At 68.7% G+C, this 16,946-nt stretch carries 18 protein-coding genes and 1 pseudogene; 4 read left to right on the forward strand and 15 right to left on the reverse strand.

From position 1 onward, the window contains the following. Positions 1-69 precede the first annotated feature (69 nt). From IPN02_06395 to IPN02_06410, 4 genes and pseudogenes are all read right to left on the reverse strand, one after another. The gene (locus tag IPN02_06395) at positions 70-819 is read right to left on the reverse strand and encodes a DUF1698 domain-containing protein (GenBank protein ID MBK9296477.1); all 750 of its coding nucleotides are present in this window, start codon (positions 817-819) and stop codon (positions 70-72) included. Positions 820-848: 29 nt separating this feature from the next. Further along, positions 849-1,928, reverse strand: a complete 1,080-nt coding sequence (locus tag IPN02_06400) for a carbon monoxide dehydrogenase (protein ID MBK9296478.1) — start codon at positions 1,926-1,928, stop codon at positions 849-851. After that, positions 1,919-2,470 (reverse strand): NTP transferase domain-containing protein, encoded by a 552-nt coding sequence (locus tag IPN02_06405; protein MBK9296479.1) that lies wholly within the window; start codon positions 2,468-2,470, stop codon positions 1,919-1,921. Before IPN02_06405 ends, IPN02_06400 begins: the two co-directional genes overlap by 10 nt. Before the next feature lie 161 nt (positions 2,471-2,631). Then, positions 2,632-3,722 (reverse strand): annotated as a pseudogene (locus IPN02_06410) (XdhC family protein). 23 nt (positions 3,723-3,745) lie between these two features. Between IPN02_06410 and IPN02_06415 the strand changes: the two are divergent. Beyond that, positions 3,746-4,282, forward strand: a complete 537-nt coding sequence (locus IPN02_06415; protein MBK9296480.1) for an NUDIX hydrolase — start codon at positions 3,746-3,748, stop codon at positions 4,280-4,282. Between the two features lie 6 nt (positions 4,283-4,288). On the opposite strand, the gene IPN02_06420 is transcribed toward IPN02_06415, so the two are convergent. From IPN02_06420 to IPN02_06450, 7 genes are all read right to left on the reverse strand, one after another. Then, complete coding sequence (locus IPN02_06420) at positions 4,289-5,128, reverse strand: xanthine dehydrogenase family protein subunit M (GenBank protein MBK9296481.1); 840 nt, start codon at positions 5,126-5,128, stop codon at positions 4,289-4,291. After that, positions 5,125-7,518 carry a molybdopterin-dependent oxidoreductase gene (locus IPN02_06425; protein ID MBK9296482.1) on the reverse strand — a complete coding sequence of 798 codons (2,394 nt, stop codon included), beginning with the start codon at positions 7,516-7,518 and terminating at the stop codon, positions 5,125-5,127. The genes IPN02_06420 and IPN02_06425 overlap by 4 nt, the downstream gene beginning before the upstream one ends. A 128-nt stretch (positions 7,519-7,646) precedes the next feature. After that, positions 7,647-8,153: a (2Fe-2S)-binding protein gene (locus IPN02_06430; protein ID MBK9296483.1), complete on the reverse strand. Its 507-nt coding sequence runs from the start codon at positions 8,151-8,153 to the stop codon at positions 7,647-7,649. A gap of 207 nt (positions 8,154-8,360) precedes the next feature. Then, positions 8,361-8,636, reverse strand: a complete 276-nt coding sequence (locus IPN02_06435; GenBank protein ID MBK9296484.1) for a hypothetical protein — start codon at positions 8,634-8,636, stop codon at positions 8,361-8,363. A gap of 55 nt (positions 8,637-8,691) precedes the next feature. Further along, positions 8,692-9,018: a DUF4190 domain-containing protein gene (locus IPN02_06440; protein MBK9296485.1), complete on the reverse strand. Its 327-nt coding sequence runs from the start codon at positions 9,016-9,018 to the stop codon at positions 8,692-8,694. Between the two features lie 62 nt (positions 9,019-9,080). Further along, entirely contained in the window at positions 9,081-10,226 is a 1,146-nt protein-coding gene (locus IPN02_06445; protein MBK9296486.1) for a VWA domain-containing protein, read from the reverse strand. Between the two features lie 7 nt (positions 10,227-10,233). After that, the gene (locus IPN02_06450; protein ID MBK9296487.1) at positions 10,234-11,166 is read right to left on the reverse strand and encodes a MoxR family ATPase; all 933 of its coding nucleotides are present in this window, start codon (positions 11,164-11,166) and stop codon (positions 10,234-10,236) included. 190 nt (positions 11,167-11,356) lie between these two features. Between IPN02_06450 and IPN02_06455 the strand changes: the two genes are divergently transcribed. Continuing rightward, positions 11,357-11,755: a nitroreductase family deazaflavin-dependent oxidoreductase gene (locus tag IPN02_06455; GenBank protein ID MBK9296488.1), complete on the forward strand. Its 399-nt coding sequence runs from the start codon at positions 11,357-11,359 to the stop codon at positions 11,753-11,755. A gap of 103 nt (positions 11,756-11,858) precedes the next feature. Here IPN02_06455 and IPN02_06460 read toward each other — a convergent pair whose 3' ends face one another. From IPN02_06460 to IPN02_06470, 3 genes are all read right to left on the reverse strand, one after another. After that, positions 11,859-12,278 (reverse strand): antibiotic biosynthesis monooxygenase, encoded by a 420-nt coding sequence (locus IPN02_06460; GenBank protein MBK9296489.1) that lies wholly within the window; start codon positions 12,276-12,278, stop codon positions 11,859-11,861. A gap of 36 nt (positions 12,279-12,314) precedes the next feature. Beyond that, entirely contained in the window at positions 12,315-13,307 is a 993-nt protein-coding gene (locus tag IPN02_06465; GenBank protein MBK9296490.1) for a YihY/virulence factor BrkB family protein, read from the reverse strand. Positions 13,308-13,408: 101 nt separating this feature from the next. Next, positions 13,409-14,221 carry a ParA family protein gene (locus IPN02_06470; GenBank protein ID MBK9296491.1) on the reverse strand — a complete coding sequence of 271 codons (813 nt, stop codon included), beginning with the start codon at positions 14,219-14,221 and terminating at the stop codon, positions 13,409-13,411. A gap of 72 nt (positions 14,222-14,293) precedes the next feature. Between IPN02_06470 and IPN02_06475 the strand changes: the two genes are divergently transcribed. Then, complete coding sequence (locus IPN02_06475; GenBank protein MBK9296492.1) at positions 14,294-15,052, forward strand: dienelactone hydrolase family protein; 759 nt, start codon at positions 14,294-14,296, stop codon at positions 15,050-15,052. 60 nt (positions 15,053-15,112) lie between these two features. Here the strand turns inward: IPN02_06475 and IPN02_06480 are convergent, their stop codons facing one another. Beyond that, positions 15,113-15,973, reverse strand: coding sequence for a hypothetical protein (locus IPN02_06480; protein ID MBK9296493.1), 861 nt, complete (start codon positions 15,971-15,973; stop codon positions 15,113-15,115). Between the two features lie 135 nt (positions 15,974-16,108). Here IPN02_06480 and IPN02_06485 point away from each other — a divergent pair, with 135 nt between their 5' ends. Then, positions 16,109-16,927, forward strand: coding sequence for an SDR family oxidoreductase (locus IPN02_06485; GenBank protein MBK9296494.1), 819 nt, complete (start codon positions 16,109-16,111; stop codon positions 16,925-16,927). Positions 16,928-16,946 lie beyond the last annotated feature (19 nt).

Raw genomic sequence — 16,946 nt, forward strand, 5'->3', positions numbered from 1 at the left:
GGAGCCGCCCCTACCGACGCAGTGCCTCAACGGTGACCTCCATGTGCCCCAGGACCGTGGTCGGCCCGGTCAGTCGGCCCGACGAACAGCGTGCAGGTAATACCGGTCACCGTGCACGCCCAGGTTGCGGATGACGTCAAACCCGGCAGCGTCCAACATGGCGTCGACGCAGGCGACGTTGGGACCCACCCAGTTGGTGGGGTCACCGGCCAGCTCGCTGTGGGGGTAGAACCACAGACGGGGTCGATGGCCGAGGTCGAAGCCGACGGCATCGCGCTTCAGCCGTCGAGACAGTGTGCCGGGCAGCCACACTCGTACGTCCTGGTGGACGTAGGTCTTCAAGACCAGAAGCCCGCCCGGCCTGATTACCTTGGCCAGGTTGCGGAAGCCGAGCATTGGGTGCTCGAGGTGATAGAGCACGTTGAGGAACCACACCGAATCGAACATGCCGTCAACGTCGGGGTCGAGGTCGTAGATGGAGCGGTCACGAAACTGGGCGGCTGACCCTCGGAGCTCCTTGGCGATGGCGAACCCATTGCTGCCCGCAACCATGAGCGACGATAGGTCGTCGATGCCGATCACCTCGGAGGCTCCTCGGTCCTCGGCGGTGAAGCTGTAAAAGCCGTCCGAACACCCGACGTCGAGCACCCGCTGGCCGTCGAGATGTGCCGGCAGTGCCATCCGCGCCAGCTCGGTGTTGACGTCTTCGCCCCCAGGGGTGACGACGCCAGCGCCGACGTCGATGGGGTGGCGCCAAGTCGGATGAGCAGTGACCTTTGCTCGGATCGTGTCGGCGCTCGGAGCTGCGTGCTGGGGCATCCGGAGAGGATAGGGGAGGCTGCCCCCGGTCAGCGCGAGGAGCGGTTCCGCAGGATTCGAATGATCAGCAGCACCAAGGCGAGGAGGCCCAGCGCCGGCAGAACCCGCTTGGCCAGCGGCGCGCCAGCCGAATCGAGCAGGTCGACCGCCTCGGCCTCGGGAGAGTTGATCTTGCGGACCCCTGCCGGAGCCGCAGCGGTTGCGTCGGTCGCTCGAGCGGACGGCGTTCCGCTTGCCGCTCCGGCGCCGGTAGCGCTGTCAGCGTCGAGGGGTTTGCTGGAGTCGACCGCATCGGTGTCGGCGGTCTTGCCGGGCGATGCCTCGCTCGAGGCGTCGTCGTTGGAAGCGGCGACCGTTGAATCGGGCTCTTCGGCGCCGGATGCGGAGGACAACATTTCTCCAGCGTCAGCTGCCGACTCGCCGGGCCCGGTGGTCGCAGCCGATCCCGCCTTGCCTGTCGTGTCCTTCGTGTCAGTGGATTTGGCGGTGGCGGGCGGCTCGGCCTTGCCGGTCGTGTCCTTCGTGTCAGTGGTTTTGTCGGCCGCAGTCGACGCCGCCTTGCCGGTCGTGTCCTTCGCCTCAGCGGTCTTGTCGGTCGCAGCCGGCCCGGCCTCGTCGGCCTCGTCCTGTGGCTGCGCCGCGGCAGTCGAAGCCTTGTCGCCGCCGGCGAACACGTCGGACTCCAGGTTGTCGACGAACTGGCCGATCAGCTTGGTGGACACGTCGGACAACACCCCGCGGGCGAACTGCGCCACCTTGCCGGTCAGGGTCAGGTCGGTCACCAGCTCCACCTTGGTGACGTCGGCGCCGGCCTCGGTGAGCTGGGCCGTGATGGTTGCGTTGGCGTTGCCCTGGCCCCGGGTGTCGCGCCCCTTGGCGTCGATGATCACCATCTTGGCGTCGTCGTCCTTATCGACGATCTTGGCCGTGCCCTTATATTTAGCGGTGATCGGGCCAACCTTCACCTTGACCGTGCCTCGATACTCGTCGCCCTCGACCTCTTCCAGCTGGGCTCCCGGCATGGCCGGCGCAATCAGCTCGAGGTCGGTCAGCTTCGTCCATGCCTCCTCGATCGGGGCCTTCACCTCAAACGTGTTGCTCAGTTCCATCGCCGCAGTTCCTCCATGGTGTCGATGTCATCGGGAACGCCGGTAACGGCCACCCCTTGAACGAGATCGGGTTGCGACCTCATCAGTACCCGTGCCCCTTGGTCCCCAACCGCCGACAGGTCCGCCCAAACGCTTTCGGGAAGCCGAACCGGCGTTCGGAGCACCCCATCGTAGGAGGCCGCAGCGATCGGCGGGCTGGCTTCTGCATGAGCGACGGCGCGCCACGCAGCGGCCGTCGCCCCGGGTTGATCGCCCAGACCGACGACGACCGATCCGGCACCTCGACCACTCGCCCAGCTGATGGCCGCCGCCAACGTCGTCGCCTGGCCGGCCGCCCAGCCGGGATGCTCGACCAGGGTGATGTTGAGGCCCGCCAGCGCGTCGGCGACGGAGACAGCGCCCCAGACGACCGCCACGGGGCCGATCCCGGATTCGACGGCCGCCTCGACCGCATGGACGATGACCGGTCGACCGTCGCTCAGCGGGGCGAGCAGCTTGTGGCCCGGGCCGTCCCAGCGCGAGCCCTCCCCGGCGGCCAGCACGATGCCCACTGTTGCCCGGCCAGCTGGTGAGGCATCACCACATGCTGCGCCGTCCTCGGGTGGGCAGCCAGTTGCCGGGTCGCGAGTTGCAGGGTCGCCAGTTCCTGGGTTGCCCCTCGCTGTGTCGGTCGTTGCCGTGTCCGCGTTCGGGTGGCCGGGATTCAGTGAATCGCTCCGCTGCCGTGGCGCAACGGCCCGCCGGAACGGCCGGTCTGCATCTGGATGATCTCGGCACAGATCGACACGGCGGTCTCCTCCGGCGTGCGTGCGCCCAGGTCCAGACCGATGGGGGAGTGCAGCCGGGCAAGCTGGTCGGGGGACATGCCGGCCTCGACCAGCAGCGCCTCACGTTCGGCATTGGTGCGGCGGCTGCCCATCGCCCCGAGGTAGCCGACATTGGTCGCTGCCGCAGCAATGATGGCGGGCACATCAAAGCGGGCATCGTGGGTGAGCACGCACACCGCATCGCGCTGCCCGAGCGGCTCCTCGATGGCGGCGAGCACCCGCTGGGGCCAGTCGACGATGATCTCGTCGGCCTGCGGAAAGCGGGCCTTGGTGGCGAACACGGCGCGGGCGTCGCCGACGGTGACGTGGTAGCCGAGCAGCTTGGCCACCCGCACCAGCGACGCCGTGAAGTCGACCGCCCCGAAGATGTACATCCGGGGCGGTGGGGCGAAGCTCTCGATGAAGATCGACAGGTCCTCTTCCCGGGCCTCGCCGGCGGGCCCGTAGTGGCGCATGCCGGTCGAGCCGGCGGCCAACTCGCCGAGAGCGTCACGGGTGACCACCCGGTCGAGGTCGTCGTTGCCAAGCGTGCCGAGCGCCGGTCCGTCAGGTGTGACGAGCAGCTTGGCCCCAACGCCGTCGCCCTCGATGATCGTCGCCAGCGCCACTGGCAGCCCCGACTCGACGCACTCGGTCAGTCGCTCGAAAAGATTCACCAGTCGAGCGGTTCGATGAACAGGTGGATCGTGCCGCCGCAGGTGAGGCCGACCGCAAACGCATCGTTGTCGGAGTACCCGAAGGTGACGATGCGCCGCTCGCCGGTGTCGATGATGTCGAGCGCTTCGGCGACGACAGCGCTCTCGACACAGCCGCCCGACACGGAGCCGATCACCCGGCCATCGGCGGCCACCGCCATGGCCGCGCCCGGCTGGCGGGGGCCCGAACCCTCAACATCGACGACGCGGGCCAGGGCGGCGGGAACGCCGTGATCGCGCCACTGCGCCAGGTCCCCCAGGAGCTCTCGCATCAGTTCAACCTACGCTGCGAGTCATGGAATGGACCGTTCATGGATGGCGATCGATCTACGAGAGCGAGTGGGTGTCGGTGCGCCAGGCGGACGTCGAGCTGCCCGACGGGCAGCGCCTCTGGCATCACGTCGCCCATTACCCCAACAAGGCAGCGGCCGCCCTCGTCGCCGTCCCCGAACGGGGGGTGCTGATGCTGTGGCGGCATCGGTTCATCACCGACAGCTGGGGTTGGGAGCTGCCCGCCGGGCGGATCGACCCCGGGGAGCAGCCCATCGAGACCGCGGCCCGTGAAACCGAGGAGGAGGCCGGCTGGCGGCCTGGTCCTCTGAGCCCGCTGACGAGTTACCACCCGTCGAACGGGTCGAGCGACCAAACGTTTTATGTCTTTATGGCCACCGAGGCCGAGTACATCGGGGAACCGACCGACACCAACGAGGCCGACCGGGTGGAGTGGGTGCCGGTCGCCGACCTGCGGGGACTGATCGCGGACGGTCACGTCACCGACGGGTTTTCGTTGACCGCATTGGGTGTGGCGTTCACGTTGGGGCACATCGGCTGAGCCTCCCTACGCCACCCCGGCACCCAGGAGCGCCCGACGGGTGAGCACCTTGACCAGGTGACGTCGGTACTCGGGGGAGCCGTTGAGGTCGTCGGGTGGTTCGGTGTCGGCATCGGCCAGCTGAGCGGCGTCGGCGGCCGTTGCGCCCTGGGCGAGCGCCTCCTCGGTGGCGCCGGCCCGAATGCTGGTCGATCCCATGTTGACCAGCGCCACACCGGGTTGGCCACCGCTTCCGTTTCCCATGACAGCGGCCACTCCGACCACTGCCCAGTCGATCGCCCGACGGTTGAACTTCTGGTAGTTCCACGACGTGCCGGGACGCTTCGGTACCCGCACCTCGGTGATCATCTCGGTGGGGTCGAGGGTGGTCTCGAGAAAGCCGGTGTAGAAGTCGCCGATGGGGATCCGCCGGCTGGAGCCGTCCGCCCTGGCGGCGACCAGGGTGGCGCCCAGCGCCAGGCATGCGGCGGGTAGGTCCGACGCCGGGTCGGAGTGCGACAGCGAGCCGCCGATCGTGCCCCGATGGCGTACCTGCGGGTCACCGACCAGGTGGGCGACGTGTTTGAGGATCGGGCACTGCTGTGCCAGTACGTCGCTGGTCTCCAGCACCCGGTGGCGGGTGAGCGCACCGATCGCCAGCTCGTCACCGTCTTCTCGGATGTAGGACAGGTCGTCGATGCGGCCGATGTCGACGATCACCTCGGGCACCGCCAAGCGCAGCTTCATCATCGGCAGCAGGCTGTGACCGCCCGCCATCAGCTTGGCCTCATCACCGTGTTCGGTGAGCGCTGCGAGGGCGGCCTCGACGCTGTCGGCTTGGACGTAGTCGAACGCTGCGGGAATCATCTGGCGCTCCCCTCCGGTTGGGCGGTGGGTTTCTCGGCGTCGGCGGATTGACCCGTGGATTGGATGGCCGACCACACCCTGTGTGGGCTGGCCGGCATGTCCATGGCGGTGACCCCCAGGTGCGACAGGCCGTCGACGACTGCGTTCATCACCGTCGGGGCGGAGCCGATCGTGCCGGCCTCGCCAACGCCCTTGACGCCCAGCGGGTTGGATGGGCTGGGCGTGACGGTGTGGTCCAGCTCGAAGTTGGGCGTCTCCATCGCCGATGGCACCAGGTAGTCGCCAAGCGTGACCGTGCGCAGCTGGCCGTCGGCGTCGTAGACCGCCTCCTCCCACAGCGCCTGGGCGACGCCTTGAAGGATGCCGCCGTGCAGCTGGCCCTCGACGATCAGCGGGTTGACCTGCGGTCCGCAGTCGTCGACCGCGATGTAGCGCTGCAAACGCACCTCGCCGGTCTCGGTGTCGATCTCGACGATGGCGATGTGGGTGCCGAACGGGAAGGTGAAGTTGGGTGGGTCCCAGCTGACCTGGGCCTCCAGGTTGGGCTCCTCTCCCTCGGGCAGGTCGTGGGCGGCAAAGGCGGCAAAGGCCACCTCCTGCAGCGTCATCGACTTGGTGGGCGTGCCTTTTACCTGCAGGGTGCCCGCCGAGACCTCAAGGTCGTCGGGACTGGCCTCCATCAGGTGTGCGGCGATGCGCTTGGCCTTCTCGATCACCTTTTCGGTGGCCAGGTGCACGGCTGTGCCTCCGACCGACAGCGAGCGGCTGCCGTAGGTGTCGAGGCCCAGCGGGCTGATCGCAGTGTCCGAGTGCAACACCTCGATCAGGTCGGGATCGATGCCCATCTGGTCGGCGACCAGCATGGCCCACGAGGTCTCGTGGCCCTGGCCGTGCGGCGAGGTGCCGGTGACCACCTGCACGCCCCCGGTCGGCAGCATCCGTACGGTGGCGGCTTCCCAGCCGCCGGCCGAATAGTTGAGGGCGGCCAGCGTGCGGCTGGGCGCCAGCCCACACATCTCCATGTAGGTGCAGATACCGATGCCGAGCACCTTGGTGTCGCCGGCGTCCCGCCGACGCTGCTGTTCGGCCCGAAGTTCGTCGATGCCGGCCATTTCCAACGCCCGCGCCATCGTCGGCTCGTAGTTGCCCGAGTCCATGATGATGGCGCCGGTGGGGTTGGTGTAGGGGAACTGCTCGGGCTGGATGTAGTTGCGTCGGCGGATCTCCTCCGGCGTTACCCCCATCTTGCGGGCGAGTGCGTCCATCGCCCGTTCGATGGCGTAGGTGGCCTCGGGCCGGCCTGCGCCGCGGTAGGCGTCGGTGGGCACGGCGTTGGTGAACACCGACTGACACTTGAACGAGTAGTTACCGATGTCGTAGACGCCGTGGTAGATGAACCCGCCCAGCAGCGGAATGCCGGGGGTGAGCAGCTGGAGGTAGGCGCCCATGTCGCCGACCAGGCGTACCTTCATCGCCGACACCTTGCCGCGCTCGTCGGCGGCCAGCTCGATGTACTGCACCTGCCCACGGCCGTGGGTGGTGGCCTGGGCGGCCTCGCTGCGGGTCTCGGTCCAGCGCACGGGCTTGCCATGCTTGATCGCCAGCGTCACGCACAGCACCTCTTCGGCGTAGACGTTCAGCTTGGCGCCAAACCCGCCACCAACCGCAGGGGTGACCACGCGCACCTTGTGTTCGGGCACGCCGCAGGTGATCGCCAGCATCAGCTTGAGGATGTGGGGGATCTGGGTGGAGGAGTACACCACGATGCCGCCGCCGAACGGTTCGGGGACGACGGCGGTGCCCCGCGGTTCCATCGCCGAGGGCAACAGGCGCTGTTGGATGTAGCGCTCGGACACGGTGTGGGCGGCGTTGGCGAATTCGGCCTCGAGCGCGACCGGGTCGGGCGTGACGTCGTAGTCGTAACAGACGTTGCTTCCCAGGTCGGGGTGCACCAGCACCTCGTTGGTGGCGGCCGCCTCGGGGTCGACCACCGCCGGCAATGGGTCGTAGTCGACGATCACCTGCTCGGCGGCGTCGACGGCCGCCTGGCGGGTGGTGGCCAACACGACGGCGACGGCGTCGCCCACGTAGCGGACCGATTCGGCGGCCAGTGGGTAGTGCGGCGGGTTCACCATGTCGTCGGTCACCGGCCAGGCGCACGGCATCGGGTTGGCCCACGTGTCGGCCAGCTCGGCGCCGGTGTGCACGGCGACGACGCCATCGGCTGCCTCGGCCTCGGCGGTGTCGATCGAGGTGATGGTGGCGTTGGCGAACGGCGATCGCACCAGCACGGCCCACAGGGCGCCGGGCAGGTCGAGGTCGTCGGTGAACTTCGATTCGCCGGTGAGCAGCGGCGGGTCCTCGCTGCGCAGCCGACGCTGGCCGAACATGCGCTCCTTGGTGCCGGCGCCGCCGTCCTCGCCCAGGTCGGCCTGGTCGACGGTGTCGGCGGCCTCCTCGACGGTCAGCTGGTCGGTCTCGGTGGCCGAGGTATCCACATCGGTGGGGGTGTCGGTGCTCATCGGCCCGCCCCCGCGTCGGTCCCGGCGAGCGACACCTGCGTGTCGGTCGACCCGGCGGCGGCGAGCACGGCGGCCACGATGTTGTGGTAGCCGGTGCAGCGACAGAGGTTGCCCTCGAGCCCCTCGCGAACCGCCGCCTCGTCGAGTCCGGGTTGCTCCTCGATCAGCGAGGTGGCGGCCATCACCATGCCCGGCGTGCAGTAGCCGCACTGCAGGCCGTGGTTCTCGTGAAAGGCCTGCTGCATCGGGTGCAGGGTGCCATCGGCCGAGGCCATCCCCTCGATCGTCGTCAGTTCGGCGCCGTCGGCCTGAACGGCGAGCATCGTGCAGCTCTTCACCGACTCGCCGTCGACGTGGATCGTGCACGCCCCGCACGAGGACGTATCGCATCCGACGTTGGTTCCGGTCAGCCCCAGCTGATCCCGAAGGAAGTAGACGAGTAGCTGCCGGGGTTCAACATCGTGGCTGGACGACGCCCCGTTGACGGTGACTGAGATCTGCACGGCAACCCCCGGTGGCGTCGCAACCGGTGCACCCGTCGAGACGGGAGCACCCCGTCCGGTCCCGATCGGTGATCGGGTCCCCCCAAACGGACGACGCTCAGTCGACCGTACACGCGGGCGGGTGAGATTTCACCAGATCCGTTATGAAACCTCAGGCGTCGGCCCCGGTGCTGGCGACAAGTCGCCCCATCCGGGTGAGGGCGTCGCTTAGCCCACGGCCCGGTACAGCAGCGCGGCAGCCCACAGCACGAGCGCTGCGATGCCGAGGAAAAAGCCGATGGTCCCGAAGTTCTGCTTCGGGTTCATCGGGTCGTTGCGTACCTTGTTGCCGTAGATGATCGCTGCGATTCCGGCGGGGTCGCAGCACAGCAGCCCGAAGATGCCGGTGGCCAGCGCGATGATCGCATCCTGTTCGGTGGAGGCGGCGAAGCCACCTGTGTTGGGAGGAGGGGCAAACCCTCCGGGGCCTCCGGGCATGCTCATGCGATCGCTTTCGATGGTTGGTGGGTGGACCGGCCGGTTTTGCGGCGGGTGTCGGTCAGTAGGTGCTTACGGAGAATCCACCGGAAACGAGCACGATGACCCAGACGACGATGCCCACGAGGGACAGCGCGACCGAGATCCAACCCATGATGAACCCGGCGGTGCCGAAACCCTGCTGAGGGTTGCTGGGATCGTGACGCACCCGGTTGCCGTAGATGATCGCCGGGATGGCGGCGACGAAGCCACAGCACACCAGGCTGAGGATGCCGGCGACCAGGGCGATGGTCGCGTCGTTGTTCGAGGTGGTGGACACCATGCCCTGTGGGGGAGGTTGGAACCCGCCGCCGGGAGGTGGGGGCTGGTAGCCGCCTGACATGCTCATGAAGGTCCCTCTCGCTGGGTGTGTCCCGAAGGGTGACACGGTGGAGATGTGCGCACAGGAACCTAGTAGACGCCGAACCGGCGTTGTCCCAACAGCTCGGCCAGGTTCTCCAACGAGCCAAACGAGTGTCCGTCGACGAATTCGTCGACGTGGGGCAGGGCTGTTGCCATACCCCGGGCGAGCGGTGCGTACCCGGGTGAGGCGCGCAGCGGGTTGACCCAGATGACGCGCCGTGCCAGCAGGGCGAGCCGGGCCATGGTGTCATCGAGCAGCGCCGCATCGCCCCGGTCCCACCCGTCGGAGAGGACCACCACCTCGGCGCCCCGGGCGATGCCGGGGGCGCCCCAGTCGGAGACGAACTGGGCCAGGGTGTCGCCCAGGCGGGTGCCGCCAGAGAAGTCCCGTGTGGCGTCGGTGGCCAATCCGAGCGCAGCGTCCGGGTTGGGTTCGGACAGCTCCCGGGTGAGTCGGGTCAGCCGGGTGCCGACGGCGAAGGCCTCCACCTTCACCCCGGTGCGCCCGCTGCCGGAGACCGCCGCATGGGCGAAGCGCAGCAGGCCTCGCGAATAGGGCTCCATCGACCCCGAGACGTCGATGAGCAACACCACCTTGCGCGGGCGTTGGCGGGGCCGGGAGCGGTGCCAGGCGAGCACATCGCCGTCGCTGGCCACCGTCGCTCGAAGGGTGCGCCGTAGGTCGATTCTGTCGCCGGAGCGTTGTGCCGGTCGACGCCGACGCGTGCGCCGCTCGACGGGTCGCAGCGCGATCAGGGAGATCAGCCGGTGCAGTTCGTCCAGCTCGGCCGGGCTGCATTGGGCCAGGTCGACGTGGCGCAACCGCTCGGCGGCGGAGAAGCGCAGTGCCTCGGAGGGATCGTCACCCGCCTCATCGTCGGCCGTCCCATTTCCCTCGTCCTGGTCGAACGCCAGCTCGACTTCGGGGGTTGCGTCGTCCCCGGCGGGTGGTGCCCCTGGGGTTCCGTCCCACCACTGAGCGAAGGCCTGGTCGAAGGCGGGCCTGTCGTCAGGGCTTCGCAGGAGGGTGGCGAGTCCGGCATCGTGGACGGTCGCTCGCCCGAGCGCGCCCACCTCGCCCAGCGCAGCGACGAACGTGATCAGCGCGTCGACCGGCACCGCAACCTCCCGGTCGCGCAGCAGGGTGGCCAACTCGCTCGCCCAAGCCTCGAAACTGGTGGGCTGCGCCGGCATGCCGGGCTCAGTCGTCTCGTGGTGAGGTGAGCAGGGCATCGGGGGGCAGCCCCTGCACCCGTTGGTGGTCCTCGTGATACTTCAGCACTGCCCCCAACGTTGATCCGACCGTGGAGGTGTCGAGGCGTGTCGCGCCGAGGGCGACGAGGGCGGTGGCCCAGTCGATCGCCTCGGCGACGCCGGGCGGCTTGGTCAGGCGCAGGCTGCGCAGTGCGGCGGTGCCCTCGGCCACCTGACGGGCCAGGTGCTCGCCCACCCCCGGGACCCGGACCAGAAGGATTGCCACCTCACGCTCGACGTCGGGGTGGTCCAACCAGTGGTAGAGGCACCGCCGCTTGAGCGCGTCGTGGACGTCGCGCGTGCGGTTGGAGGTCACGATGACGATCGGGGGAACCTCGGCGCGGATCGTGCCCAGCTCGGGAATGGTCACCGCCCACTCGGACAGCACCTCCAACAGAAAGGCCTCGAACTCGTCGTCGGCCCTGTCGATCTCGTCGATCAGCAACACCGGCGGCACCGGGGCCGGTGTCAACGCGGCCAGCAGCGGGCGCCGGATGAGGTAGCGCTCGTCGTACAAGCCGGCCTCGAGAGCGGCCGCATCGCGGTGGTCGCCGGCGATTGCGCCGGCCGCTTCAGCCGCCCGCAACGCCAGCAGCTGGCGGGGGTGATCCCACTCGGCCAGCGCCTGGCTGGCGTCGATGCCCTCGTAACACTGCAGCCGGATCAGCTCCCCACCCCGGATCGCGATCAGCGCCTTGGCCACCTCGGTCTTGCCGGTACCGGGCTCGCCCTCGAGAAAGAGGGGCCGCTGCATCCGCAGGGCCAACAGAATGGCGGTGGCCAGCGTGTCGTCGGCCAGGTATCCGACATCCGCCAGCGCTTCGCGAACCTCGGCGGGATCGGCCGGCGACCACATGCTTGCAGCATGGCGTTCGGTCATGGGGCCTCCGTCGACTGGTCGGGCTCGCTGGCGGAGCCTCAGCCTACGAGCAGACCTCGGGCTCGTCAGTGAACGTGTCGCTTTGGCCTCGATGCGACAAACTGCGCTGGTGAGCCTCGCCAGCAAAGTGAAGTCATCAGTTGCCAAGCTAACGACCAGCAGGCGATTTCAGCCGATACTGCAGCGGACGATGCCGCCGGCCGACCGGTTCGTCAACAAGGTCACCAAAGGGCGGATTCGTCTGACCGATGCGGTGCTGCCCACCGTGGTGCTGCACCACACCGGACGAAAGAGCGGTGAGGCCCGGGCAACGCCGTTGGCGTACAGGTACGACGACGGGCGCTACCTCGTCATCGGCAGCAACTGGGGTGGTGTGAGCCATCCCGCTTGGGCGTTGAACGTCTCCGACGATCCCAACGTCGAGGTGGAGGTGAAGGGCCGCCGCTTCCCGGCGGTTGCGCATCGCTTGGAGGGCGAGGAGCGGGCGGACGCCTGGGGCAAGATGAGCGAGCTGTGGCCGTCCTTCGACACTTACAAGGACACAGCCCAGGATCGCGACATCAGGGTGTTTGCCCTCGTGCCCAAGTAGACCTCGTGCCCAAGTAGAAGGACGCTGTCGGCTCTGCGTCCGAAACCGATGACGATGCTGCCACCGGCCCGAATGGCCGATGGCGAGCGAGGTCGTCCGGGGCTCAGGAGCCCGAGGAACCGCCGGCGGGCTCGTAGCTCCACAGCTCGGCGCTCATCGCCACCGGGGCCGGGGTGTCGCCCTCGCCGGTCGGGCCGCCACCCGGGTGACCCCCCGTATGCCCGCCGGGAGCGCCGCCGGGGTGACCGCCGCCCTCCGGCTTGGCGCCCCCGCCGTCGGGCTTGGCGCCGCCCTGATGGCCGCTGCCGAATGCCGGGCTGTTCACCCAGGCCTCGAAGCTGGCTTCGTCGGTCCAGCGGGTGATGACCAGCCAGGTGGTGCGGTCGTCGGTGGGCTTCAGCAGCTCGAAGCCCTCGAAGCCGGCCTGTCCGTCGACGGCACCGGCGCGCGCGGCGAATCGCTGGGCCAGTGTGTCGCCGGAATCGGCGGGGACGGTGATGGCGTTGATCTTGATAACGGTCATGGGCCGAGTCTGGCAGTGCCGCTTCCTGCGCCCAACTCACACGTCGGCGGTGTCACCTTTGGTGACGCGGGCGGTGATGCCCTCACCGGGATCGGGCAGGGGCTTCTGCCACGGCAGCTTGAGTGCCTTGCGGTCCTCGTCGACCAGGCCGCCGCGGTTGGTCCGCGGCTCCCCTGCATGGTCGGCTACTCGAGGCACGCAGATCAGCATGTCGATCGTGCCGCTGCGTCGCTCCTCGAGCACGACGTTGAGCACCGATGCGTACAGCACCACCTTCCCGAAGATCAGTAGCCAGGCGAAGATGCCGAACACGACGCCGATCGAGCCGTAGATGCCTTGGCTCTTGGCGATCACGCCGGGCAGCCAGTAGATGGCCAGCAGCTTCAGCACCTCGACACCTACTGCGGCGACGATCGCCCCCGGCAGTACCTGACGCACGGTCAGCTTGTATCGGCACAACAACCAGTACATCCACACGAACAACAGCACCGACACGGCGAACGGAACCACCTCGCCGACGATGGCGAGCCAACTGGGCAGCAGGCCGATCGCCCACGAGGCCACGCCGGTCCCGATGAACAACACGACGGCACCCAGCAGGAACAGCAAGCCGATCGCCTTATCCATGATGCCGCGCCCGGCCACCTGCCACGGCACGTTGGCGGCCACCTGCAGGGCGGTGGCCACCCCAAGCCCCGCCCAGACGCCGGTGATCAGGCCGACGATCCCCACTGCGCCGCGGTTCTCTTGGGCCGAGTTCATCGCGTTGGTGAAGATCTTCTGGGCCTCGCCGGTGAGGTTGAGGCTGTCGATCGTGTCCTTGACGAAGTTGGGATCACCGGCCGACACAAAGCCCAGCACCGACACCGCCACCAGGATGAGCGGGAAGATCGAGAGGAACAGCGACAGCGTCAGTGCGCTTGCGGCGTTCTGACCGCGGATGTCGCGAAAGCGCTCCTGCACGGCCAGCAGCAACCCGAGTACCCCGGGTTGTTGTCGGCTGGTCGGGTGGACGTCGGCGGCGGGCATGGGGACATGCTCGCCGACCGGGAGCGTCGGGCGCATGTTCGGTGTCGAAGGGCCCAGTTACCGGGTGAGCTCGTGCGTCGGCTTCCCGGCGAGCGGATGGCTCAGCCGAGGCGGCGCACCACCGTGGCGTACAACCGGTCGAAGCGGTCGACCAGGTCGCGGCCTCGCGCGCCGACATCATCGAGAGGTCGACGGCTTGACATCGCTTCGTTCATGATCACGCGCTGGGGCAGCTCGGGGGTGAGCATCGCCCGCTTGCCGGCGTCCTCGGTGATCGCTTCGCGCTGGCGGGCGGCCTCGGCCGACCGCGCTGGCACCCGGTTCAACAGCACCCCGATCAGCTCCAGGTCCGGGTTGGCGGCTTCGTTGACGGCGGTGATCGTCGTGCGCAGCTGGTTGAGGCCGCGTCGGCTGAGCGCTGAGGGTTCGGCGATGGCCAGCGCGCCGTGCACCGCGGCCAGAGCGGCGTTGGTGATGGCGCCCAAGGACGGTGCACAGTCGACGACGGTGAAGTCGTACTCGGTGGCCAGCTCGGCGATGATCGGTGCGAGGGACTTCACCCGACCGAGCGGGTCGCCGCCGTCCTCGCGCACCAGTGCGGCGCTGGCGGCGACGACGTCGACGCCTTCGCCCCAGCCCGAGGTGACCAATGCGTTGCGGGCGGTGGCGACCGACGGGTGTTCGAGGACATCGGCCGACGTCCAGTAGTCGTCGTCGGCGTCGACCCCCAGGCACCAGGTGGCCGAACCCTGTGGGTCGAGGTCGATGACCAACGCTTTTTTGCCGGCGCGGCGGGCGGCCATTGCCAGGCCGAGCACCACCGAGGTCTTACCCACGCCGCCCTTCTGGTTCACGACCGCCAACGAGTTGACGGGGCGTCCGGAGGGGGTTGTCTGCTCGCGTTTGGAAGCCACGAGGCGATGTTAGATCGGGTTTGCGGGGCGTCTCGACTCGGCACGGGTGCCTCCCGGTGCCATGGTGGAGCGATGGCCGACGACGCATCTTCGACGCCCGACGACCGACCCCTGGCCCCCGGCGGGAGCGACGCTGTTGGTGCGGGTGGTGAGGGGAGACCGGTCGTCGGCACCGCTGCCGGCACTGCCTACCTGGTTCATCCCGACGCCGGCCCCGGCCCCGGCGTCCTGGTCCTGTCGTCATGGCGGGGCCTGAACGCCTCGACCAAGGCGACGGCGGACGCCCTCGCCGACGCCGGGTTCACCGCCTTGGCCCCCGATCTGTTCGGGGCCGTGCCCGCTGACGACGCGGCGGGTCAACTGCTGCTGGCCGAACAGGACCCCAACGCCGCGGCCGCCATCGTGTTGTCCAGTGTGGTGGCGCTGAGGGCTCACAGCTCCAACCCGGACGCGCCGGTTGGCGTCGTTGGCTTCTCCTCCGGCGGGTCATGGGGATTGTGGGTGGCCACCCGCAACCCGGACTCGGTGGGGGCGGTGGTCACCTATTACGGCGAGCAGAAGATCGACTTTTCATCGCTGGCGGCGCCGGTGCTGGGGCACTTCGCCGAGTTCGACGACCTGTGCACCGTCGATGATCGGGTGGAGATGCAGGCCCACCTGCTGTTGTTGGAGAAGGCGGTCGACGTGCACGAGTACCCCGGCACCTGGCACTTCTTCGCTGAAGACGATGAGCCCTCGGAGGTTGCCGCTGAGGCAGCCGAGTTGGCCTGGGAGCGCACGGTGGAGTTTCTGCGGGCCCACGTCGGCGCAACAGCCGACGAGGTGGAGTAGCGGAGTCGCATCGGATGGGGCGGTGAAAAGGGGCGGAGTGAGGGCCGAGCGGGCCGTGGCCTACCAGAGTTGGTCGGCGTAGGTGTCGGTTCCGGTGATCGCCGGCGTGAACGGTGCGGCCAGGACCACGCGGCCGATGCCCGCCGACTCGAGGGCGTCGCTGAAGTTGATCAGGTGGCTCCAGGCGGCGTCGGCCGGCCGGTCGAGGAAGCACGTCAGCAGGCTGCGCTCCTGTCCGCCGGGCCCCGAACCCAGGTCCATCGGACCCTCCCGGTCGGGGATGATCGGCCGCCAGCTCAGCACCTGATCCACCGGCGAACCCTCGCCGAGCAGGGCGGAACGGCCGTCGCCGGCCAGCCAGGCGTCAAGGTCCTTGGTGCTCACTCCCTTCGCGCGGTCGAGGTGAATCGACGCCAGCCCGGCGTAGGGATGGTCGAGCGCCAGGTGGGCGGGGATCGGGTCGGCATCGCGGTGGTGTGCCCGCCGCATCGTGTAGAGGACGGTGTGCGCGTGGCGGCGCTCATCGAACCCGCGGTCGGCGGCGTACAGCTTGTGCACCTCCTCGGAGGCCCAGGCGAAGTGCTCGGCGACCGAGGCCGCATCGATGAAGTAGGTGGCCAGGTAGCTGCCGGCGTCGAGCGGCTCGGCCACCGGCGAGGGGCCGGCGGGCGTTACGGGGAAGCGCAAGTCCTTCAGGATGCGGGTGGCCACCCAGCGCTTCCCGGCCAGCGTCCCGGGTCCAACCATGACCCCGCCGTAGAAGTGGTCCCGCTCGTACCAACGGTTGTAGGCCGCCTCGTAACCGGGGTGGGGATCGACCAGCGTGAACAGCATCGCCCCGACCCTGACCGGGCCGGCGTCCGGGTCGTGTGCGGCCGCCTCGGTCCCTCTGCTGGTGCCATCGATGGTGGTGTCGGCCACGTCGTCCCCCCGGATCAGTTGGTGCTGGGAAGCGGTGTACGTCGCTGGGCTGCGGCGTTGGTCGCTGGGTTACGGTACCTGACGCCCCATCAGAAACGCAGTGCGTCACAACGCAGTGCCGGGGCGACCGGCGGAATGGTCCGCCCAGCGGCTCGGCCACGAGCCGCTCGTCAACAACACACAACTCGGGGAGGGCCGATGGGCCGCTTTGATCACAAAACCGCTCTGGTCACCGGTGCCGCATCGGGGATGGGTCGAGCGGCTGCGCTGGCCTTCGCTCGCGAGGGTGCCAACGTGTGCGCCGTCGATCTCGATGCCGACGGCCTGGCGTCGCTGGTCGCCGAGGCCGAGGGGCTCCCCGGCGAGTTGATGACCCACCAGACCACGATCGGCTCACGCGAGGCCGGCCACGGTGCGGTCGACGCCGCGGTCGAGCGCTTTGGCGGGCTCGATGTTTTGGCCAACGTGGCGGGCGTGCTGCGCTCGGATCGGGTGGCCGACGTGACCGAGGACGACTGGAACCTGATGTTCTCGGTCAACGTGTCCGGCATGTTCTGGCTGTGTCAGGCCGCGCTGGGGGCGTTCGGTGAGTCGGGCGGCGCCATCGTCAACGTTGCGTCCAACGCCGGCCTGATGGGTCAGGCGTATTTCTCCGGCTACTGCGCATCGAAGGGCGCTGTCGTCAACCTCACCCGGGCCCTGGCCATGGAGTTTGCCAAGGACAACGGCATCCGCATCAACTGCCTGGCGCCCGGCCAGACCTCCACACCGATGACCGGCACGATCCGCATTCCCGAGGACGCCGACATCGACCTGATGCGGCCCTACATGGGTTATCGGAAGGCTGCCCGACCCGAGGAGCAGGCAGCGGCCATTTTGTTCCTTGCGTCCGAGGATGCCTCGGCGTTCCACGGGGCGATCGTGTCCTCCGACGGAGCGCTCACCACCGGGTAACCCGCAGCGGTCACGCTTG

Source organism: Candidatus Microthrix subdominans, from assembly GCA_016719385.1.
Lineage (GTDB): Bacteria > Actinomycetota > Acidimicrobiia > Acidimicrobiales > Microtrichaceae > Microthrix > Microthrix subdominans.